The sequence below is a fragment of the Neorhizobium sp. JUb45 genome (assembly GCF_004343585.1).
In the GTDB taxonomy this organism is placed as follows: Bacteria; Pseudomonadota; Alphaproteobacteria; order Rhizobiales; family Rhizobiaceae; genus Neorhizobium.
Map to the genome: position 1 here is coordinate 90389 of NZ_SLYW01000006.1, position 19447 is coordinate 109835.

The 19447-nt window shown below is 59.6% G+C and carries 19 protein-coding genes and 1 pseudogene; 9 read left to right on the top strand and 11 right to left on the bottom strand.

Annotated features, from left to right (window positions below):
• Positions 1 to 19 precede the first annotated feature (19 nt).
• From EDF70_RS21585 to EDF70_RS30375, 3 genes and pseudogenes are all read left to right on the top strand, one after another.
• Positions 20 to 1225, top strand: a complete 1206-nt coding sequence (locus tag EDF70_RS21585; RefSeq protein WP_132277790.1) for a pyridoxal phosphate-dependent aminotransferase — start codon at positions 20 to 22, stop codon at positions 1223 to 1225.
• Between the two features lie 74 nt (positions 1226 to 1299).
• Positions 1300 to 2205 (top strand): 5-dehydro-4-deoxyglucarate dehydratase, encoded by a 906-nt coding sequence (kdgD, locus tag EDF70_RS21590; protein ID WP_132277792.1) that lies wholly within the window; start codon positions 1300 to 1302, stop codon positions 2203 to 2205.
• Between the two features lie 198 nt (positions 2206 to 2403).
• Positions 2404 to 2569 (top strand): annotated as a pseudogene (locus EDF70_RS30375) (3'-5' exonuclease); the annotation flags it as partial.
• Between the two features lie 265 nt (positions 2570 to 2834).
• Here EDF70_RS30375 and EDF70_RS30040 read toward each other — a convergent pair.
• The 4 genes from EDF70_RS30040 to EDF70_RS21610 all read right to left on the bottom strand — a co-directional run bounded on the left by EDF70_RS30040 (position 2835) and on the right by EDF70_RS21610 (position 6756).
• Positions 2835 to 3008 carry a hypothetical protein gene (locus EDF70_RS30040; RefSeq protein ID WP_165932094.1) on the bottom strand — a complete coding sequence of 58 codons (174 nt, stop codon included), beginning with the start codon at positions 3006 to 3008 and terminating at the stop codon, positions 2835 to 2837.
• Between the two features lie 100 nt (positions 3009 to 3108).
• Entirely contained in the window at positions 3109 to 4743 is a 1635-nt protein-coding gene (locus EDF70_RS21600) for a GMC family oxidoreductase (protein WP_132277794.1), read from the bottom strand.
• A 14-nt stretch (positions 4744 to 4757) separates the two neighbouring features.
• Positions 4758 to 5285 carry a sugar dehydrogenase complex small subunit gene (locus EDF70_RS21605; RefSeq protein WP_132277796.1) on the bottom strand — a complete coding sequence of 176 codons (528 nt, stop codon included), beginning with the start codon at positions 5283 to 5285 and terminating at the stop codon, positions 4758 to 4760.
• Between the two features lie 52 nt (positions 5286 to 5337).
• Positions 5338 to 6756 carry a cytochrome c gene (locus tag EDF70_RS21610; protein ID WP_245519276.1) on the bottom strand — a complete coding sequence of 473 codons (1419 nt, stop codon included), beginning with the start codon at positions 6754 to 6756 and terminating at the stop codon, positions 5338 to 5340.
• Between the two features lie 334 nt (positions 6757 to 7090).
• On the opposite strand from EDF70_RS21610, the gene EDF70_RS21615 reads away from it, so the two are divergent.
• Together EDF70_RS21615 and EDF70_RS21620 are read left to right on the top strand one after the other, a co-directional pair.
• Positions 7091 to 8029, top strand: coding sequence for a LysR family transcriptional regulator (locus tag EDF70_RS21615; RefSeq protein ID WP_132277800.1), 939 nt, complete (start codon positions 7091 to 7093; stop codon positions 8027 to 8029).
• A gap of 209 nt (positions 8030 to 8238) precedes the next feature.
• Positions 8239 to 8973, top strand: coding sequence for a sulfite exporter TauE/SafE family protein (locus tag EDF70_RS21620; protein WP_132277802.1), 735 nt, complete (start codon positions 8239 to 8241; stop codon positions 8971 to 8973).
• A gap of 741 nt (positions 8974 to 9714) precedes the next feature.
• On the opposite strand, the gene EDF70_RS21630 is transcribed toward EDF70_RS21620, so the two are convergent.
• From EDF70_RS21630 to EDF70_RS21655, 7 genes are all read right to left on the bottom strand, one after another.
• The gene (locus EDF70_RS21630; protein ID WP_132277806.1) at positions 9715 to 10314 is read right to left on the bottom strand and encodes a flavodoxin; all 600 of its coding nucleotides are present in this window, start codon (positions 10312 to 10314) and stop codon (positions 9715 to 9717) included.
• 6 nt (positions 10315 to 10320) lie between these two features.
• A complete protein-coding gene (locus EDF70_RS21635) occupies positions 10321 to 11538 on the bottom strand; it encodes a carboxymuconolactone decarboxylase family protein (protein WP_132277808.1) in 1218 nt (405 codons plus the stop codon).
• 179 nt (positions 11539 to 11717) lie between these two features.
• Positions 11718 to 12734, bottom strand: a complete 1017-nt coding sequence (locus tag EDF70_RS21640) for a zinc-dependent alcohol dehydrogenase family protein (RefSeq protein WP_132277810.1) — start codon at positions 12732 to 12734, stop codon at positions 11718 to 11720.
• A 52-nt stretch (positions 12735 to 12786) separates the two neighbouring features.
• Entirely contained in the window at positions 12787 to 13587 is an 801-nt protein-coding gene (locus EDF70_RS21645) for an SDR family oxidoreductase (RefSeq protein ID WP_132277812.1), read from the bottom strand.
• Between the two features lie 193 nt (positions 13588 to 13780).
• The gene (locus EDF70_RS30380) at positions 13781 to 14104 is read right to left on the bottom strand and encodes a hypothetical protein (RefSeq protein ID WP_245519277.1); all 324 of its coding nucleotides are present in this window, start codon (positions 14102 to 14104) and stop codon (positions 13781 to 13783) included.
• Positions 14105 to 14110: 6 nt separating this feature from the next.
• On the bottom strand, positions 14111 to 14731 hold the full coding sequence (locus EDF70_RS30385) for an MFS transporter (RefSeq protein ID WP_245519278.1): 621 nt from the start codon (positions 14729 to 14731) through the stop codon (positions 14111 to 14113).
• 179 nt (positions 14732 to 14910) lie between these two features.
• A complete protein-coding gene (locus tag EDF70_RS21655; RefSeq protein WP_132277814.1) occupies positions 14911 to 15900 on the bottom strand; it encodes an aldo/keto reductase in 990 nt (329 codons plus the stop codon).
• A 157-nt stretch (positions 15901 to 16057) separates the two neighbouring features.
• On the opposite strand from EDF70_RS21655, the gene EDF70_RS21660 reads away from it, so the two are divergent.
• The 4 genes from EDF70_RS21660 to EDF70_RS21675 all read left to right on the top strand — a co-directional run bounded on the left by EDF70_RS21660 (position 16058) and on the right by EDF70_RS21675 (position 19438).
• Complete coding sequence (locus EDF70_RS21660) at positions 16058 to 16954, top strand: LysR family transcriptional regulator (protein WP_132277816.1); 897 nt, start codon at positions 16058 to 16060, stop codon at positions 16952 to 16954.
• A 284-nt stretch (positions 16955 to 17238) separates the two neighbouring features.
• On the top strand, positions 17239 to 17661 hold the full coding sequence (locus EDF70_RS21665; protein ID WP_132277818.1) for a biotin/lipoyl-containing protein: 423 nt from the start codon (positions 17239 to 17241) through the stop codon (positions 17659 to 17661).
• Positions 17661 to 19028 (top strand): acetyl-CoA carboxylase biotin carboxylase subunit, encoded by a 1368-nt coding sequence (accC, locus tag EDF70_RS21670; RefSeq protein ID WP_132277820.1) that lies wholly within the window; start codon positions 17661 to 17663, stop codon positions 19026 to 19028. Before EDF70_RS21665 ends, accC begins: the two co-directional genes overlap by 1 nt.
• Positions 19025 to 19438: an acetyl-CoA carboxylase gene (locus EDF70_RS21675; RefSeq protein WP_132277822.1), complete on the top strand. Its 414-nt coding sequence runs from the start codon at positions 19025 to 19027 to the stop codon at positions 19436 to 19438. Before accC ends, EDF70_RS21675 begins: the two co-directional genes overlap by 4 nt.
• The last annotated feature ends 9 nt before the right edge of the window (positions 19439 to 19447 follow it).

The following is a 19447-nucleotide window of genomic DNA, read 5'->3' on the forward strand; positions in this document are numbered from 1 at the left end:
TTTTGCGGGAACTTTGGATATGACGTTCGAGAACACGCGTGCGGCCGGCATCAAGTCGTCGCCGAGCATGGCCATTGCGATGGCGGCAAAAAAGCTGGCGGCGGAAGGCCGTGACATCATCGACCTGTCGCTGGGCGAGCCGGATTTCGAGCCGCCCGCACATGTGGCGGAAGCCGCCGCTGAGGCGATCCGCAAGGGACGCGTGCGCTACGGTGCTGCGGCCGGCATGGACAGCCTGCGGCAGGCGATCGTCGCCAAGTTCAGCCGTGAAAACCAGCTCGAATACACGATCGACGAGGTGATGGTGGCCAATGGCGCCAAGCAGATCCTGTTTGACGTTTTTCTCGCCACGCTGGAGCCGGGCGACGAGGTGATCATCCCCACACCGTGTTGGGTATCCTATGGCGATATCGTCTCGCTGCATGGCGGTGATCCGGTCTATGTGTCCTGCGGACCCGAGGCCGGCTTCAAGATCAATGCGGCAACGCTCGAAGCATCGATCACGCCCAAAACCCGCTGGCTGATGCTCAACTCGCCGTCCAACCCGACCGGCGCCATCTATTCTGCGCCGGAATATCAGGCGCTTGGCCAAGTGCTGGCCCGTCATCCGCGCGTTCTGGTGATTTCCGACGAGATCTATGAACACGTTTTGCTCAAGGACGTTCCGTTCGTTTCCTTCGCGCAGGCCTGCCCGGAGCTGCGCGACCGCACGCTGATCGTCAACGGTGTCTCGAAAGCCTATGCCATGACCGGCTGGCGCGTCGGTTATGCCGCCGGGCCCAAGGCCTTGATCGCCGCACTGAACAAGATGCAGTCGCAGAGCGTCACCTCGGTCTCGACCATTGCGCAGGCAGCAGCGCTTGCGGCGCTGACCGGCGATCAGGCTTTTGTCGGGCAGGGCGCTCAGACATTTGCCGGCCGCGCCAAAATCGTCGCCGATCGTCTGGCGCAGATCGACGGTGTCGATTTCACGCCACCGGACGGTGCGTTCTACGCCTTCATCGGTATTCAGCGGCTGCTCGGCCGCAAGACGGAGACAGGCCAAGTGCTTGCCGACGACCCGGCCTTTGCCGCGCATCTGCTGCAGCAGTTCGGCCTGTCCAGCGTGCCCGGTGCCGCCTTCGGCGCGCCCGGTTTCATCCGCCTGTCGATCGCCGCATCCGACCGTGAACTGGAGGGTGCCTGCGACCGGCTCGGCGCCATGGTCGCTTCGCTGAGGGACTGAGTTGGGATTCCCATCCTGCCACAAATATCGAAACGGCGGCGATCATCACTGCCGCACGCCAAGGAGCTTGAAACATGAAGACCTCAGACCTGAAACACGCGCTGGGCGCGGGCTTGCTGTCCTTTCCGGTGACGCATTTCGACGCCGAGGGAAAGTTCAACCCGAAAAGCTATGCCGAACACGTCAACTGGCTGTCCGGTTTCGAAGCCACCACGCTGTTCGCAGCCGGCGGCACGGGTGAATTTTTCTCGCTGTCGCCGGAGGAAATCCCTCAGATCGTGCGCGTTGCCAAGGAAGCCGCCGGCGAAACGCCGATCGTGTCCGGCTGCGGTTACGGCACCGACATTGCCGTCTCGATCGCAAAATCGGTCGAAAAGATCGGCGGTGACGGCATCTTGCTTCTGCCGCATTACCTGATCGATGCGCCGCAGGAAGGTCTCTACCGGCATATCAAGGCTGTCTGCCAGGCGACCGGCATGGGCGTGATGGTCTATAACCGCGACAATTCCGTTCTCCAGCCCGATACGCTGGCGCGTCTCTGCGACGAATGCGAAAACCTCGTTGGCTTCAAGGACGGTACGGGCGATATCGGCCTGGTGCGCCAGGTCACCGCCAAGATGGGCGATCGCCTGACATATCTCGGCGGCATGCCGACGGCGGAACTATTTGCTGAAGCCTATCTCGGCGCCGGTTTCACCACCTATTCGTCTGCCGTCTTTAACTTTGTGCCGGGCCTCGCCATCGAATTCTACAAGGCGCTGCGGGCTGCCGAGCGGGCGAAATGCGAAACGATCCTGAACGAGTTCTTTTATCCGTTCATGGCGATCCGCAATCGATCCAAAGGGTATGCGGTATCCGCGGTTAAAGCCGGTGTTCGCCTACAGGGCTTCGATGCTGGTCCGGTAAGGGCACCGCTGCAAGACCTGTCAGCCGAAGAGCTGACGATGATGGAAAAGCTGATCGGCAAACATAAGCGCTGATGTTCAGTTCCGAATGAGGTGCTTTCATATGGCAGCACCATTACGTTTCGAAATCAGAAAATGTAAAACTCGGTTAGGTGCGACGAGAGATATCGAATCTTGATCAGACACTTAAGATATTCAGATGCAGTAACGGCTGAATTGAAATATCTCGAAAGCGCCGATCCGATGAGCGGATGCGAATGAACTGTCGCTTGCCGGTGGTCGGATGGAGGGGAAGGACGGCCGAAGTCATGGTGGGTCGAAGTGGATCAACCCGATCTTGCCGACGAGCTTCACTATCTGTGCACCGAAATCTACCGATATCCGGAAAGGAGATCCGCCCATCATGTATCTGACCGCCTTTGACCGTTTCCGTGCCTAACGGCTCGAAATTAGACAGACGAGTTTCCAGATTTGCGCACCGCGTATAGGTGGGCTGCGACACAGCCTCTAACCCGGCGTGAGGGATCGTATATAACAATTCCAACGAAGCGATGTAACTCCTCCCACAGAGCTTCGTATTTCAGGCGGCCCACTCCTCCTCCCAAGGGTGGCCTGAACGGATAGCCGCACTCCTCCTCCCAGCCGGTGTCCAATGATTTCGAAAAGCCTGCGCACTCCTCCCGCGCAGGCTTTTTCGTTTCTGCCTACATCCCGAAATCCAGTTGCGACTGATCCTCATCGCCATCTTGGCCCTGATCGTTCGCCTGCGAGGATAGGGCCACGCCAAGCAACCGCACCGACAGCTTGAACGGATAGCGGTCCGTTATCCTTTCAAGAGCTTGGTGTCCTTGCGCAGTTGCTCGGGTGGATCCGATCAAGTCGAAATTTTTCCAACCGGCATCAGAGCGCCGTGACCAGAGGCCGGCTCTCCGATGCTGTTCATTTAGGGTATGGATGACGCCAAAATTGGCTTAACGTCTATAATTCCCGGATCAATTGCTCGGCGATCCGAACACTCAGAGCGGCTCCGGTGAGTGTCGGGTTCATGCACGACGCTGACGGCATGACGCTGGTTCCGGCGATGAACATGTTGGGATGGTCATGCGTGCGGCAATCGCGGTCGACGACCGAATCCTTCGGGTCATCGCCCATGCGGGTCGTGCCCATGACATGTTGACGGTTTTGCCATTTCACGTCGGTCGACAGGACTTCGGCATCCAGCAGTTCGGCGATCTTGTTGAGATCCTGCAGGCCGCGGTCACGGCCGGCGTTCCAGTAGTCCGTGACCGAATAATAGAGAACCGGAACCGGGATGCCGAGCGCGTCGAACTTGGTCTTCGACGGCGTGACGCGGTTTTCGGCCAAAGGCAGCGGTTCGAAATCGATCGCCCAATTGAGCGAACGGGCCGAATATTTGCGGATCTGTTCATCCAGCTTGGACCCGAGAATACCCTTCTTCAGAAAACCTTCGGTCATCTGCGCGGTCGGTACGGTGTTGCGCACCTTGATCTTGTAGCTCGGGTAATCCTTGCGAAATTCGCCATCGCGCTGGTTCAAATAGACCAGAAGCTCCGTCGGGCCTTCGCCCGGCCACATGTCCTCCTTGGTCAGCATGTTCATGCTGATACCGGTATGGTCCATGAGGTTGCGGCCGACCTGATCGGACGAGTTGGCAATGCCGTTCGGATATTGTTCCGAAGTCGAGATCAGCAGCAGTTTTGCGGATTCGATGCCGTAGGCGGCGAGTACGAAATATTTGGCCGTCAGGCGATGTTCGGAATTGTCCGGCTTCTTGTACCAGATGGCCGTGATTTTGCCGTCGTCACCGGCCTCGATCTTGTAGACCGGCGAATTGTCGAGCAGCTTGGCGCCATGGCGTTCGGCCTCGTCGATATGCATCGACCCGTCATATTTGGCACCGATCGGACAGACCGGATTGCAATTGTTGTTGCCTGCGCAGACCGGGCGGTTGCCATAGGGGCGCGAGGCGCGCCCATGCGGTTCCAGAACCGGATTGAAGCCACCAATGAGAAGCTTTTCCGAAAGCGTGTCGAACATATAGGAGGAGTTCAGCTGCTTCATCGGGAAGGGCATCGAGCGTGGCGGCATTGGGCCGCCGCCCTGACCGCTTTCGTCCTGCCCATCGGTGCCGGTGACGCCGAGTTCGAGCTCAGCCTTGTTGTAATATTGCTCGAGATCGGCGTAACCGATCGGCCAGTCACGACCGCGGCCGTAGAGCGACTGGATCTTGAAATCGTTCGGGATCATCCGCCACAGCGCCGAGCCAAAATGCCAGGTGGTGCCGCCAACCACCCGCAGGTAGGAGGTGTTGTATTTCACCGGACCCTCGTATTGCAGGTAATCTCCATAGGTAGACGGCGCATGCGGCAGGCTCGGGAACGGAGAACCGGCGCCCTGCAGCTTGGCATTGGCAAGCGACAGTTTCACCGGCGCATTGCGATAGGTCTCGACGATCTCGCGGCGGTTGACGCGCGGACCGGCCTCCAGAACGATGACCTTCTTACCGGCCTTGGCGAGGTTGGCGGCAATGATGCCGCCCATGACGCCCGAGCCGATGACGATCAGGTCCGCATCATAGGATGTGTTAGCCATTGTCTTTGTTCCTGTCAGATCTTGCTACATGGCTTCGGTCCCCAGGCGTTGGGGCCGGGACCATAAGACGGGATGGTAAGGAGGCCCTTGGTCGGGCGATACATCAGCGATTCGGCATAGGTGATTAGCTCGGCATCTTCCGGTTCGCCGACGACGCCGAGATACCAGGCGGACACGATCTTGGTGGCTGTTTTGGTCAGCGCCGGTTCGGTGCCGGTCAGCGCTAGAAAGCCATCCATGTTCGGCACGCCGGATTGTCTAATCAGCTTGGACAATGCATCCATGCTGGCATCGAGGTCACCGTCGCGTTTCTTCAGCGCAGCAAGGAAGCGGGCGCCGAGAACCGGATCCAGTGAGTAGCCTGTGAGGAATTCCGACAATTGCGTGAAGGACACCACACCATCGTCAGCGGCGGTTGCCGAAAGCGGGCCAGCAAGATCAGCGGTAAGCGCCAGGCCGGCAATCGCGACCGTGGTGCGCAGCAGCCCGCGGCGCGAGACGGGTTGGCCGAAGGCGGCCGTTGATTTGGTATCGATAGGCATTAGGATCTCCGGGGAGCGATCAATGCGGAAAGGGGAAGGCGATGGTTGTCGTTCAGGCCGCAAGCGGACGCGAACGGCGACGCAGCACAAACCAGACGACCAGCGCCAGAACGATGACGGCACCGACGATTGCGGTGGGGGCTGCCAACGGTGCCAGCCTAACGATCAGTGGCTTCTCGCCGCCGTCGCGGATCCGGGCGACATCGGTCGCGGTCACTTTGACAGCCGGGTTGCCGTAATTGGCCAGCACGTAATTGCTGACATCGGCGATATCCTTGTCCGAAAGACGGTCGGTGTAAGCAGCATCAGGTCCGAAAGCGGGCATGAAGGCGACGTTTTCGGCCGTGGTCCGATGCAGGCCATAGAGGATGGTGGCAATCAGGTTGTCTGGGCGGTCGCCGCCGGTCGCGGTGTTGTTGAACAGCGACGGATAATGATTGTTGCCCTGTCCCTCCGGTTGGTGGCAGGCGGCGCAACTGCCACTAAAAATGTGATAGCCGTTTTCATCCCGCGCCTGACCCGGCAGGCCACGCAGGGACGCCTCGATTGCGGTCGATGGCTCGCCATATGTATCGCGCGCCTGCTGGTCGCTTGAGGCTACGGCCGGCACGTCCTTCAGATAGGTGACGATCGCCCTGAGGTCTTCGTCTGGCAGATATTGCAGGCTGTTTTCAACGGCTTCCGCCATCGGACCCGCAGCTTGGGCCTTGCCGGCGACATTGCCGGTCTTGAGGTATTGGATAAGATCACCATCCGACCAGCCACCGATGCCGGCAACCTTGTCGGAGGTGATATTGGGCGCAAACCATGGGCCGATCGCGCCGCCTGCCAACGGCTGGCCGGTATCTTCCGCCATGAAACCGTTGCGTGGAGTGTGACAGGTCCCGCAATGCTCCAGCGCCTCGGCCAGGTAGGCGCCGCGATTCCATTCAGCGGATTTTGCGGGGTTGGGCTCGAAACGTGTCTTGTCGAGGAAAAGCAGGTTCCACACCGCCATCGAAGTGCGGATCGAGAACGGGAAGGGCAACTCGGTTTGCTGCGGCTTGTGATCGTCCGGATTTACGCCCTGCATGAAATAGGCGTAAAGGGCCTTCATGTCGGCGTCGGTGATCTTGGCATAAGCGGTGTAGGGCATTGCCGGGTAAAGGTGGTTGCCGTCCTTGGCAACGCCATCACGCACGGCACGCGAAAAGTCCTCTTCGCTGTAATTGCCGATTCCGTCGGTTTTCGAGGGCGTTATATTGGTCGAAAAGATCTTGCCGAGCGGCGTGTCGATGCCGTAGCCGCCGGCAAAGGGTGTGCCGCCATGCGGCGCGGTGTGACAGGCGGCACAGTCGGCCGCCGTCGCAAGATGACGACCGCGCGCCACGAGATCGGCAGTCTCATCCGCGAAGCTCGCGCCGGCCGTTGCGACCAGCGCCGAAAGACAGAGAACCGCGGGGCGGATTGAAGCGGAAATCGGCGCAAACAAAGTGCTCCCGAAATAAGTACCGGGCAAGACAGGAGGCTTAGGCATATATCCCTGTGCTTTCATCAAGCATGAACAATCAATAACGGTTCCAGACGTGCCTCCCACACGCCGGGCCGATCTTCATCGTCGCGAACCGAGCTGGCAAATCGGGAAAATACCACTCGTATTGAAGCAATTCTTGAACAAAAAGCTTGTTTAACGGGTTCAGGATTAAACCTGAGGCGTGTCGATGTGTCACGGCGCGACTTGATTTGTGTCATAGCGCCGCGAAAGATAGCTTGTGTAGTCAGTTTGTCGTAAAAACAGCCTTCACCAACTGTGAAAGCTTAAAGCCATGAAATTCGACCTCACGGATCTCAGGATATTTCTCTCGGCCGTCGAGGGCGGAAGCCTGACCGCAGCGGCCTTGCAGAACAATATCGTCGTAGCTGCGGTCAGCGCGCGGCTGCGCAAGTTGGAAGTCAGCTTCGGGCTTCCGCTGATGGAGCGGACCGGGCGGGGCATCCGGCCAACGCTCGCCGGTGACATGCTCGCGCGTCATGCACGTTTGGTGCTTGACGGTGCCAGAAAGCTGGAAGTGGAGCTCGAAGCGTTTGCGGAGGGGCGCGGAGGCAGCATCAGGCTGCTTTCCAATACGAACATGCTGTCCGAGCATATGCCGCAGATTCTCGGGCGGTTTCTCACCGATAACCCCGACATCGTCGTCAGCGTCAAGGACAAGCCAAGTTTCGAAGTGGTCAACCTACTCAGGAATGGCGAAGCGGATATCGGCATCGTGGCGGCGTCGGCAGACATGACCGGTCTTGAGGTCTGGCCATTTGTGCGGGATCGGCTGGCCGTTATCGCTCCCGAGGGTTCGCAACTTGAAGGGCCGCTTGCCTACACGAGCATTCTTGACTGTCCGATCGTCGCGCTCAACGAAAATGTGGCCTTGTCGCAATTCCTGCGGCGGCTTGCGGCCGAACTCGGTCGGCGCGCAACGATACGGATGCGTGTCGAAAATTTCGAGGCAATGTGCCGTGTTGTCGAGAGCGGCGTGGGAATCGGTATTGTTCCGGAAACCGCTGCGATGCGTTATTCCCGTATGATGAACCTCCGCATTTTGCCGATTGCGGATGCGTGGGCAGAGAGGGAGCTCTATCTTTGCGTCAGAAGTCGCGAGCAGCTGCCTCGATACGGTCAGGCACTGCTTGCCCATATGCTCGATTATGTCGATACAGTTCGCATTCCGCGACCGGAAACTGACGGAGGCGGTGCGCAGCCTTGCGGGTGAACATAAGGCGATGCTACGGGCCTGTCATGGTCCCATCGTGTTGTGGGTACGTCTCTCCAGGAGCCGTGAACGCCTATGACGAACCGGAGAGATCGGCAAAGCTCTTCTTCCTTGTCGGCAATCGCCCCGTCTCGCTGCCGACCTACGAGGCGATCACCGAGTTGAACGACGCTTTTCCCAGCTGAAGCGGATCGAAAAAGGACATTCCTTTGGATCAATGGCTCGTCCTTCTGAGCGTCGCTCTGGCCGCAGGTGCGCTGAGCGGATTGGTTGGCACCGGAGCCAGCCTTCTGCTTCTGCCGGTTCTGGTGCCGATGTTCGGCGCGGTCGAGGCGATCCCGATCATGGCGGTGGCGGGTTTTCTCGCCAATCTGTCGCGCGCACTGGCCTGGTGGCGGTCGATCGTCTGGAAAGCGGTGCTCGCCTACACGCTGCCCGGCATGCCGGCCGCAGCGCTCGGCGCCTATACGCTCATCCACCTGCCGGCGGGATGGCCGGAAGCGATGCTCGGCCTGTTCATCATGGCGCTGGTGCCGATCCGCCGCATGGCCACGGCCAGATTTTCAACCGCCGGGATCGGCCATCTGGCATTGACCGGCGCCGTGGTCGGCTTCCTGGCCGGGATATTCCTTTCGACGGGTCCGCTGAGCGTCCCGGCATTCCTGGCCTTCGGCCTTGTACGCGGCGCCTTCATCGCAACGGAAGCGGCCGCGTCGCTTCTCGTCCAAGCCGCCAAGATCGTGAGCTTCCGGGAATTCGGCGCCATGACGGTAACAAACATGCTGCGGGGCGTCGTCATCGGCGGTGCACTGATGGCAGGGACGTTCCTGATCCGTCCCCTCGTGGCGCGCCTTCGTGATCATCATTTCAGGACGATGATAGATGTCGTGACGCTCGTGTCAGGTGCTTGGCTTCTGGCATTCGGTCTTGGCCATCTGCTTTAAGACGTGTCGCATCTTCGCAACGGTGGGGCAAAAGCATGCTCTCCTACGAACCTGTGCAAACCGGCGAAAAATATGCAACAGGGCAAAGACGGGCGAATTCGACTGCTAAAACATCACTGCGAAATGAAGGGTTTGCGCGATGTGCTTGGCGCAGTAGAATTGATCTAAACTATTGAGGTTGAAAGGCTTCTACGACTTTTGTAGCAAGGGTGTCTTTTGTGCAAGCGAGCCAGCCTCTTCCCATGACCATAGCTTACGAGAACATTGCCAAGTTGTATGCTGCCGAACATGACAGGCTTGAGCGCCAGATTTTCTGGCGCATCGGCTGCAGGGCAACCGCCGGGGATCTCGTCCATGACATCTTCCTTCGGTTGTGGGAAAAGGCTACGCAACCGAGGGGCAGCGATGCTGCCTATCTTACCAGATGCGCGTAACGCAACGATCGACCATGTCCGCTCGAAGCGACGGCGCGGTGAATATTTGGCCATCGCAGTGCTGACCGGAACCATTTCGTCACTTCGCTAACCTGACTGCCTGTCTGACAAAAGAATGATGGCAAAGTAGGCAGCATAGGTTCACATCGCTTCAAGACTTTAATGCCAGCCGGAACTCCGGCCGTAAGTCGTTTCCTACCACTGAAATTTCACCCGACTGCGATCAGTGCCTAGACGTTTTTGAACCGCTCCAGACCCGTCGGGCCATTCATTCACTAAAGCCACGTTGTTATCTTTGGCGAGCTCGCTAGCCACGATCAAGCCAGCCGGAAACCTGTTCGAGGGTCCGCCTTTCCTGGCCCGCTTCCATCGAAAAGGCAGGTTTTAAAGTAGCAGCAGGCAGATGGGTACGGAAAACCTCTTGGCTATTGCCAACTCCGTAACCTCCGTGGGTGATAAACGGCACCACCACCTTGCCGGAAAAATCATGCGCGCGTAGGAAGGATCTGATGACCGGAGGCGCGGTCATGCCCCAGATCGGCATACCGAGATAGATCAGGTCGTAGCGGCCGAGGTCGGCAACGAAGTTTCCCAAGGCTGGCAGATAGCGCTGCGCCGTCTCACGGCGTGCCTGCTCCACCGTCGCTTCGTAATCTTCCGGATATGGGTTTCTTGTCTGTATTTCGAAAAGTGTAGCGTCTTGCGCACGACGTATCTGGCGGGCAACGACCGCCGTGTTGCCCGTGCGCGAGTAGAATGCGACCAGCGCCCTCGAGGATTGGCTGGTCGCCGGTTGCGCGGAAGTGCCGGAAGCCGACAGAGCAAGACCCGCAGCGGTTAGAGGCAATGCCTTCAGCAAGCGTCTTCTTCCCCAGTTGTCCAGCTCGTCATCGACCTCCAGTTCCATACCGACTCAGTCTATCGCAGGCTTGGACGCGTATTCCTCGTCGGTCACCTTCTCCATCCAGGTGACGGAACTTCCCTCATCCGATTCTGAAATGGCGAAGTGAGACATCGCCTGATCCGGAGAAGCGCCATGCCAATGCTTCACGTTGGCCGGAATCCAGACTACGTCTCCGGGCCGGATCGCCTCGACGGGGCCACCAACCTTCTGAACAAGACCCTGTCCAGAAATCACATAAAGCGTCTGGCCGACCGGATGCGTGTGCCAGGCTGTGCGTGCGCCGACCGTGAAGGAAACGACGCCGCCGCTGACAGTCGCCGGAGCGTCTGCGCTGAAACGGCTGCCCACCTCCACATCGCCTGTGAAATAGTCCGCCGGACCCGCTGCCGGGTTCGTGTTCGCACGTGTGATCTTGATATCCATGGAGGATGTATCCTTGCTTGTATCAGTCGATGTCGGCTGGGCATTCGCAGCGCGAGCTTCGAAGACGGCTCTTAGAACGGGAACGGCGGACATGGCGCGCGGCCACCCGGCGTAGAATGCGACATGGGTTATGGCTTCCGAAGCTTCCGACTGTGTCAGCCCGTTGTCCATCGCTCGGTTGGCGTGGAAGGGAAGCTGTTCCGGCTGGCCAATGGCGACAAGTGCAGTCATGGTGACAAGGCTGCGGTCACGGGCTGAAAGGTCCGGCCGCTGCCACAGATCGCCGAACAGGACCCGGTTGGTGAGATCGGCGAGAGCCGGCACGGTTGGAGCCACGGTCGTGTTGACCCTTGCCGTTCGTGCCGCTTCGGCTGCTGCCTCCAGCTCGATGCGTGCCTCTTCGCTGTTCGCCACGGGAGCGATCTTGCGCTCGTCGAACACCTTCTTGACTTCCTGGACTGCTGAAATCGCGTTCGGCCAACCGGAATAGAGGGCAAGCTGGGTGATCAGTTCTCCGATCTCGGAAGGCTTGACACCATTGTCGAGCGCGCGGCGGACATGACTGCCGATCTGCGCGGACTTGCCCGTAGACACCAAGACAGAGACCGTGACGATGCTGCGGTCACGCGGCTGGAGTTCCGCCCGTTCCCACACTTCGCCGAATAGCACACTGTCGGTGAAGTGCCCAAGGCCGGGGGCCACATCATAGACCGCCGGGGGCGCGATCCGCCGCCGTTCTTCCTGAGCCTCCACGCCAGTGGCTGCGAGCGTTGATATGGCGATACTGGCGGCGATGTTCTTCATCCAGAAATCCTCTTCGTGGTGCAAGTCAGCATCGCGCGTCGCACGATGGGCCGCATTTAGAGATGGGGGAGCAATCCCAGGAGATTAGATGGGCAATTCCTATTGGCCCTATGCGCCCAGTTCATGAATTCGAACAAAAGGTCACGCAATCCAGATCGGCTGCATGACCTGCAGGCAGGTCAGAAGCGCAAAAGCGTCTTGATCGCCCGGCGTTCGTCCATCGCCTTGTAGCCTTCTGCGACGTCTGCAAGAGGGATCTTAAGGTCGAATACCTTGCCGGGGTTGATCTCGCGATCGATGACGAGATCCATCAGGTAAGGGAGGAAACGACGCACAGGGGCGGGGCCACCCAGCAGGCTCTTCTGCTGGAAGAACAGGTGCTGGCCGTCGAAGGTCACGCCATGCGGAACGCCGACGAAACCGATCTTGCCGCCGGGACGGGCGCAATTGATGGCCTGCGACATGGATTCCTGCGTGCCGACACATTCCAGCACCGATGCGGCACCCACGCCGTTGGTCAGTTCCTTGATGCGGGCGACACCCGCATCGCCGCGTTCGGAAATGATGTCCGTTGCTCCGAACTCCAGTGCAAGATCTTGGCGGCTCTTGTGGCGGCTCATGGCTATGATCCGCTCCGCACCCATCCGTTTGGCGGCAAGAACCGCCATCAGTCCGACGGCACCGTCACCGACGACGACGGCGGTGGAGCCTTCCTGCACGCCTGCCGCATCCGCCGCATACCATCCCGTACCAAGCACGTCGGACGTCGCCAGCAGGCTCGGGATCAGGTCGTCGGATGGCATTTCCGCCGTGGGGACCAGTGTGCCATCGGCCAAAGGCACACGAGCAAACGGAGCCTGCGCACCCGTCATAAATTCGACCTGTTCGCAGGAGGACTGGAAGCCGAACCTGCAGTGCGGGCAAGTATTGTCGGACAGACAGAAGGAGCCGACGACGAACTGGCCGGGCCTAACCGTATTCACAGCGCTGCCGATTTCGACCACCACGCCGCAGTATTCATGCCCCATGGCAAGTGGCGATGTCACTTCGTTCGCACCACGGTAGGGCCAGAGGTCCGAACCGCAGATGCAGGATGCCGCCAGCTTAATGATGGCATCGGTCGGCTTGAGGATTTTGGGCTCGGTGACCTCCTCGCAGCGTACGTCGCCCGGGCCATGGAGCATTGTTGCCAGCATGGTTCTGGTCCTTTCAATAGTCAGGTTTCGATGGTTGATCGTGTTTGATGTTTCAGGCGGACGCCTTGCGTGCCCGGACGGCGTCGAGATCCGACATAACCCTTGCGGGCTCTTCGCTGAGCGGCATGTTGTCGACGTCCCGGACCGCATCCAGCGAGCCCGGCCTGTCGCGGTCGATGTCTGAAAACAGCGGAGTCAGGCTTTCCTGGGCAGGACCGTGTTCCGCGACAAGCTCGAACGTCTTCCAGTGGGCGGATGTGTCTGTGACGCTCCCGACTAGGACTTGGGCGATCTGCATGCGTGAGATCACACCGTCCGCGGGTGTACAGGACTGCCGTTCGTCGCCCTGCAGAAAAACCAGCCGATGCTGATCAGGATCATTGTAGTCGAACCATCCGGGGCGAATGATCGTATAGGGGAGGCCACTAGCGCGTACGAGGCGCTCGGCGCGGCGCTTCCAGTCATGCGCCTCGGTCGTCTGATTGTAGCTGCCCGTTCGATTGGTCACGCCGATGGCGGTCATGAGAGCGATCGCGACCTGCCGCGATCCAACCGCCGACAGAATGTTTTGAACACCGCCATAATCGACATGCTCGGCACCGAGCTTGCCCATTCCATCGGAGCCATGGGTGAATATTATGGCAGCCACACCGTCGACTGCCGCCTTGAGGCTTTCGCTTTCGCTCAGGTCACCGAGCACGAGTTCGACGTTGTCGCCGAGCGCTCGCCCCTTGCGCGTGTCGCGAACCAGTGCCCTGACGGAATGCCCGGCCGACAAGGCCTCGGGCACCACGAGTCTCCCGATGCTGCCCGTCGCACCGACACTCAGAATTTTGAGAGGAGTTCCGGTCATTTGACTTCTCCGATTTCATGTTTTGAATGAAGCGCGGTCACCAGCCATGCGCACAGGGTCGATCCGACCGCCATGATTGCTATGACCCAGCCCATGGGCCATGGCGTGCCGTTGGCGAAAGCCCCTACGAGACCGGATCCGGCATGCCGCTTCCGTACTGGACTGCGCCCACGAGGGAGGAAACGGAGCCAGCCTACTCCGGGTAGTCCGCCATGGCGCCCGCGATTGAATTGGCAACGATCAGGCCCGTCGCCGAGACGAAAACCAGCAGGGGTATGAACACCCCCCAGAGTCCGCCGAAATCACTGTAGGAATTGACGGCAAGCACGAGGCCGGAGACGGTCGCGATGGTGGTGCCGGCGAACATGATCCGGTTCATCCCGAAGCGATGGACGAGGCGAGCATTGATCAGGTTCGTGGCGACGATCCCGGCCCCGAACAGCAGTCCGTAATTTTCCGAAGGAACGCCATGATAGGTAATGAAGGCGAATCGCGTTCCGGCGATATAGGCGTACATGCCGGCTTAAAAGAACGCTCCGGTGCCCGCGTAGCCGAGGATCTTGCGATGGGACAGAAGCTGAGCGTAGCGTTTGAAGGCGCTGGAAAGCGGATCGGTGCGTCGCCGTTCGACGGGCAGCGTCTCGGGAAGCGTGAACATTCCGGCGAGCAAGAGTGAACCGAGCGCGACGAGTGTCCAGAAAATCGACCGCCATCCGCCGATGGCGGCAATCTGTCCGCCCAAGATCGGGGCAAGAAGCGGCGCTATCGCCATGACCGCGATCAGTGTCGACAGCATCTGAGCCGCTCGCGGACCTTGATAGGGGTCACGAACCATCGCGCGCGCGAGGACGACACCTGCGCAGGCGCCAAGCGCCTGAAGGATTCGCCAGAAGATGATCGTCTGGACGAAGCCGGATGTGGCACATCCGATGGACCCGATGATGAAAAGGACGAGACCGATGGCGACGGGTATCCGGCGACCATACTTGTCGCTGACGGTCCCCCACAAGAGTTGCCCGAGGCTGAAGCCGATCAGAAAACCAGATATCGTGTATTCGATCGAACCCGCGTCAGCGCCGAGTTGGGCAGCCATATCAGGCATGACCGGCAGGTAGAAATCCGTGGAGATCGAGGCGAAACCCATGAGCGCGCTCAGAAGCGCAAGTACGTGCCAGCGTGCTCCAGCGGTTTCCATAGAGGTGCCGGCTACGCCGTCTTCGGAGCCGACCTGTACTGGGGATGTCATGTTTGTGAATGGCTTTCCGGATTTTCGGCATCACATGGGCGGCACCGAGGGTGCCACCCACTCTTGATGTTCAGGGATTAGAGGCCTGTGGTCTTCAGCAGGTGTTCGGGGTAGCGCTCACCCTCGACCGTGATTTCAGAAGCAGCCTGCTCGATGCGGGCGAGTTCGGCTGCCGTCAGTTCGACATCGACAGACGCGAGGTTTTCCTCAAGTCTGTGCAGCTTGGTCGTGCCGGGGATCGGGACGATCCATGGCTTCTGCGCGAGGAGCCAGGCGAGGGCGATCTGGGCCGGCGTGCCGCCCTTTTCGGCTGCGATCGACTTGAGAAGATTGACCAGTGCCTGGTTCTTTTCCATCGCCTCGGGTGTGAAGCGCGGCAGGATATTGCGGAAATCACCCTCGCCGAGCTTGCTGTCCTTCGACATGGCACCTGTCAGGAAGCCCTTGCCAAGGGGACTGTAGGGAACGAGACCGATGCCGAGCTCCTCGCAGGTTTCGAGGATCCCGTTCGTTTCCACACCGCGGGTCCAGAGCGAATACTCGTTCTGGAGCGTCGTCACGGGCTGCACTGCATGCGCACGGCGCACCGTATTCGCGCCCGGTTCCGAAAGGCCGAAATGCCTGACCTTACCCGCTGCGATGAGATCCTTCACCGCTCCAGCTACATCCTCGATCGGGACGTTGTGATCAACGCGATGCTGGTAGAAGAGGTCGATCACCTCGACGCCGAGGCGTCTGAGGCTGTCGTCCGCCACCTTCCTGATGTTTTCCGGGCGGCTGTTCAATCCTGCCTGCTTCCCGTCTTCGAATTTGAAGCCAAACTTGGTGGCGATCAACACCTGTTCCCGCACGGGTGAGAGGGCCTCGCCCACCATTTCTTCATTGGTGAAGGGCCCGTAGATCTCGGCCGTGTCGAAGAATGTCACGCCGCGCTCGACCGCCTGGCGGATCAACGTGACGCCTTCCTGCTTGCTGAGCTTGCTGGCGTAGCCGAAGTCCAGCCCCATGCAGCCGAAGCCAAGAGCCGAGACTTCCAGGCCTGAGGTTCCAAGGATGCGCTTTTTCATATCCAGTCTCCATTCGCGTGTTGCGATCAGGTCGACGTCAGCAAGACTCAGATCCTGATCAACTGGCGATCACCTCGTCGTGTGGAGTGATTTAAGGCTGGATTGGTCTTCCAATTAGATGGTAAGTCCGGCATGTACTTATATCCTGGATTCATGAATGAAGCGCGATGAACTTGGCGACCTGATTGCCTTCCTGACGGTTGCCGAAGAGCGCAGCTTCACCAGAGCCGCGGCGCTGATGGGCACGTCTCAGTCCTCCCTCAGCCATACGGTCCGGCGGCTCGAGGAAAGGATGGACGTGCGCCTGCTGACCCGCACCACGCGCAATGTCGTCGCCACAGAGGCGGGCGAAAAACTGATGTCGACCTTGCGGCCAGCGTTCAACGAGATCAGCCATCAGATGGATGCGCTGTCGGCGATGAGACAGCGTCCAGGAGGCAACATCCGCATCACGTCGAGCAGGCATGCGGCCGAGACAATCCTCATGCCCGCCGTGAAGAAACTCCTGGCCGACTATCCGGGCATCAACGTGGAGATTTCGATAGAGCAGCGTTTCGTCGATCTCGTCAGTGAGCGCTATGATGCAGGAGTCAGGCTGGGAGAGAGTATCGAGAAGGATATGATTGCCGTCCGCATCGGACCCGAACTACGGATGGTAGTTGCCGGATCACCGGAATACTTCAAGAAGAACCAGAAGCCGCAAACCCCGCAGGATCTTACTCAGCATCGCTGCATCAACCTGCGCCTGCCGACCCTTGGTGGATTGTACACCTGGGAGTTCGAACGGGAAGGGCGGCCGGTCAATGTCCGGGTCGATGGTCAGTTCGTTTGCAACGACGTGCCGATGATCATTGACGCCGCCCTCGGCGGAATAGGACTGACCTGCCTCCCTGACGATCATCTCGGTCCCCTCGTGAGGGACGGCCGCCTGATCCAGGTTCTGGAGGATTGGTGCGACCCGTTTCCGGGATACCACCTCTATTATCCCAGTCGTCGGCTTGCATCACCTGCATTCGCATTGCTCGTGGATGCGCTGCGATATCGTGCGGATTGACCACATTCGTCCGGCACTAGTCGAGATCAACGCCGCGCGTATCTATTAGCGATCAATCCCCTCCCGTCTGGAAATAATTTTTATCGCGTCCATTTGGCCAAGTGAATGTAAGGGCGACGGTTCGTTATGGCTCAACAGCGGAACCCTATGCCTGCTTCACACCAACTCCATTAAAACTTCGTCTGACCCCATTAGCCGGTCGGCTATGTTACCCATTGGCCTGTGATCGATGGTCGCCTGCTCCATGCGGCGGCCATCCGTGCAGCCCATATGTGGACCGGGAAATGGACCTGTCAAAGATAGAGACCCTGATCGAATTCGTTGGCCGCTCCAATGTCACCGAACTGATGGTCTCGGAAAAGGATACTACCGTCCGGATATTTCGCGACAGGATTTCGGCCGCCCCGGAAAAGGTGGCGGCGAGTGCCGATGCCATCGAGAATGTCGCCCTGTCCAGCGAAACGGCGAATGCAGCGAACACGGTCGCCGCGCCGATATTCGGCGTCCTGCATGTCGCCCCCGCACCAGGCGATCCGCCTTTCGTCAAGGTCAGTGATGAGGTCGTTGAAGGTCAGACGCTGTTCATCATCGAGGCCATGAAGGTTTTCAACAAGATCGCGGCACCCCGTGCCGGCAGGATCACACGACTGACCGATGTCAATGGCGTGGAAGTCGAAGCCGGCGACATGCTGGCGGAGATCGTGTGATGCAGCCGCACCAGCATTTCGACAAGGTTCTGATCGCCAATCGCGGTGAAATCGCGTTGCGCGTGGTGCGCGCCTGCCGTGAGATGGGATTGAAGACTGTCGTGGTCTGCTCTCAGGCCGACAAGGATGCGGCCTATGTCAAAAGTGCCGATCAATCGGTTTGCATCGGGCCTCCGGCTGCTTCGAAGAGCTACCTTAACCAGCACGCTATCTTGCTGGCAGCGCGTCTCACCGGTGCCGGTGCCGTTCACCCGGGTTATGGATTCCTTTCGGAAAACACCCGCTTCTCTGCAGCCGTGGAGGAGGCGGGTCTGACATTCATTGGCCCGGATGCAAGCGCCATTGCCACGATGGGCGACAAGATCGCCGCCAAAAGCGCCATGGTGGCCGCAGGTGTGCCCTGTGTGCCCGGACCCGATGCTGAACTTCCATCGGAAGCTGACGCAATCCGAGCGGTTGCGGCCGAGATCGGGTATCCGGTGATCGTCAAGGCTGCCGGAGGCGGCGGTGGACGCGGCATGCGCGTCGTGCTGACCGAGGCCGAACTTCTTGAAGCGGTGTCGCTGACACGCGAAGAAGCCCGCAAGGCTTTCGGAACGCCGGCGCTCTATATGGAGAAATTTCTCCAGCACCCGCGTCATATCGAAATACAGGTTTTGTGCGATACGCACGGCAATGCCGTCTGGCTTGGTCACCGCGACTGCTCCATGCAGCGCCGCCATCAGAAGGTGGTCGAAGAGGCGCCGGCGCCCGGCATTTCCGATGCCCTGATCGGCCCTGTGGGGGCCGCTTGCGTCGCGGCGTGCAAGCAGATCGGCTATCGTGGCGTTGGCACGTTCGAATTTCTTTACGAGGACGGCGCCTTCTATTTCATAGAGATGAACACCCGCCTGCAGGTCGAGCACCCGGTCACCGAGGAAACCAGCGGTATCGATATCGTCCAGCAGCAATTGCGCGTTGCCCAGGGCGAGTTTTTGTCGATGGAGCAGGGCGATGTGACCTGTACGGGTCATGCTATCGAATGCCGTATCAATGCCGAGGACCCCGCGACCTTCATGCCGTCGGCGGGCGTCATCACCGCACTGCAATTGCCGGAAGGCGAGGGCATCCGTGTCGATACCCATGTTGAAGTCGGTTACAAGGTGTCGCCCTATTACGACTCGCTGATTGCGAAATTGATCGTCACAGGTCGCGATCGGGCCGATGCGATGCAACGCACCCGGTCGGCGCTTGCGGCCTTCAGGCTGGAAGGCATTGCCACCAATCTGCCGCTCCTTCGCGAACTTTTTGAAGATGCCGCCTTCGCTGAGGGGGAAACGGATATCCATTATCTGGAAAAATGGCTGAAGACGCGGGGGGCGGCATGAGCAAGCTGGATCTGAGCGACCCAGCCATCATCGAACGGCTGAGCGCCGCACTTGAGGTCGCTGGCATCAATGGTATCGAAATCACCCGGCCCGACCAGAGCCTGCTGATCCGCGTGGCAGGTTCGGCCGATGGTCATGCGCGTCAAGTGCGCTCCAGCAAGACGGATGTCGGCGGAGCAGTGGTCGTCGTGACGGCACCGATGGTCGGTGAATTCTGGCCTTCCGATCTGTCCCGCACAGGCGCGCCGGGAGCATTTGCTGCAGGCGATACGGTCGGCTTCCTGAAGGTCGGTCCGATCCTGTTGCCCGTTTCGGCCGGTCCGTCGAAATGCCTGCGCCAACACCTCGTTGAACCCGGAACGATCGTCGGTTTCGGTGATCCGATTGCAGAAGTCGAGCCAGAAGCATGAACGCCGCAG

What these genes read in the sequence shown, in the direction of transcription:
- EDF70_RS30385 (WP_245519278.1), bottom strand. Translation starts at nt 14,731, where the DNA reads ATGGGTTTCGCCTCGATCTCCACGGATTTCTACCTGCCGGTCATGCCT.
- EDF70_RS21655 (WP_132277814.1), bottom strand. Translation starts at nt 15,900, where the DNA reads ATGAAAAAGCGCATCCTTGGAACCTCAGGCCTGGAAGTCTCGGCTCTT.
- EDF70_RS21660 (WP_132277816.1), top strand. Translation starts at nt 16,058, where the DNA reads ATGAAGCGCGATGAACTTGGCGACCTGATTGCCTTCCTGACGGTTGCC.
- EDF70_RS21675 (WP_132277822.1), top strand. Translation starts at nt 19,025, where the DNA reads ATGAGCAAGCTGGATCTGAGCGACCCAGCCATCATCGAACGGCTGAGC.
- EDF70_RS21605 (WP_132277796.1), bottom strand. Translation starts at nt 5,285, where the DNA reads ATGCCTATCGATACCAAATCAACGGCCGCCTTCGGCCAACCCGTCTCG.
- EDF70_RS21615 (WP_132277800.1), top strand. Translation starts at nt 7,091, where the DNA reads ATGAAATTCGACCTCACGGATCTCAGGATATTTCTCTCGGCCGTCGAG.
- kdgD (WP_132277792.1), top strand. Translation starts at nt 1,300, where the DNA reads ATGAAGACCTCAGACCTGAAACACGCGCTGGGCGCGGGCTTGCTGTCC.
- EDF70_RS21665 (WP_132277818.1), top strand. Translation starts at nt 17,239, where the DNA reads ATGGACCTGTCAAAGATAGAGACCCTGATCGAATTCGTTGGCCGCTCC.
- EDF70_RS30380 (WP_245519277.1), bottom strand. Translation starts at nt 14,104, where the DNA reads ATGTACGCCTATATCGCCGGAACGCGATTCGCCTTCATTACCTATCAT.
- EDF70_RS21645 (WP_132277812.1), bottom strand. Translation starts at nt 13,587, where the DNA reads ATGACCGGAACTCCTCTCAAAATTCTGAGTGTCGGTGCGACGGGCAGC.
- EDF70_RS21630 (WP_132277806.1), bottom strand. Translation starts at nt 10,314, where the DNA reads ATGGAACTGGAGGTCGATGACGAGCTGGACAACTGGGGAAGAAGACGC.
- EDF70_RS21585 (WP_132277790.1), top strand. Translation starts at nt 20, where the DNA reads ATGACGTTCGAGAACACGCGTGCGGCCGGCATCAAGTCGTCGCCGAGC.
- accC (WP_132277820.1), top strand. Translation starts at nt 17,661, where the DNA reads ATGCAGCCGCACCAGCATTTCGACAAGGTTCTGATCGCCAATCGCGGT.
- EDF70_RS21600 (WP_132277794.1), bottom strand. Translation starts at nt 4,743, where the DNA reads ATGGCTAACACATCCTATGATGCGGACCTGATCGTCATCGGCTCGGGC.
- EDF70_RS21635 (WP_132277808.1), bottom strand. Translation starts at nt 11,538, where the DNA reads ATGAAGAACATCGCCGCCAGTATCGCCATATCAACGCTCGCAGCCACT.
- EDF70_RS21640 (WP_132277810.1), bottom strand. Translation starts at nt 12,734, where the DNA reads ATGCTGGCAACAATGCTCCATGGCCCGGGCGACGTACGCTGCGAGGAG.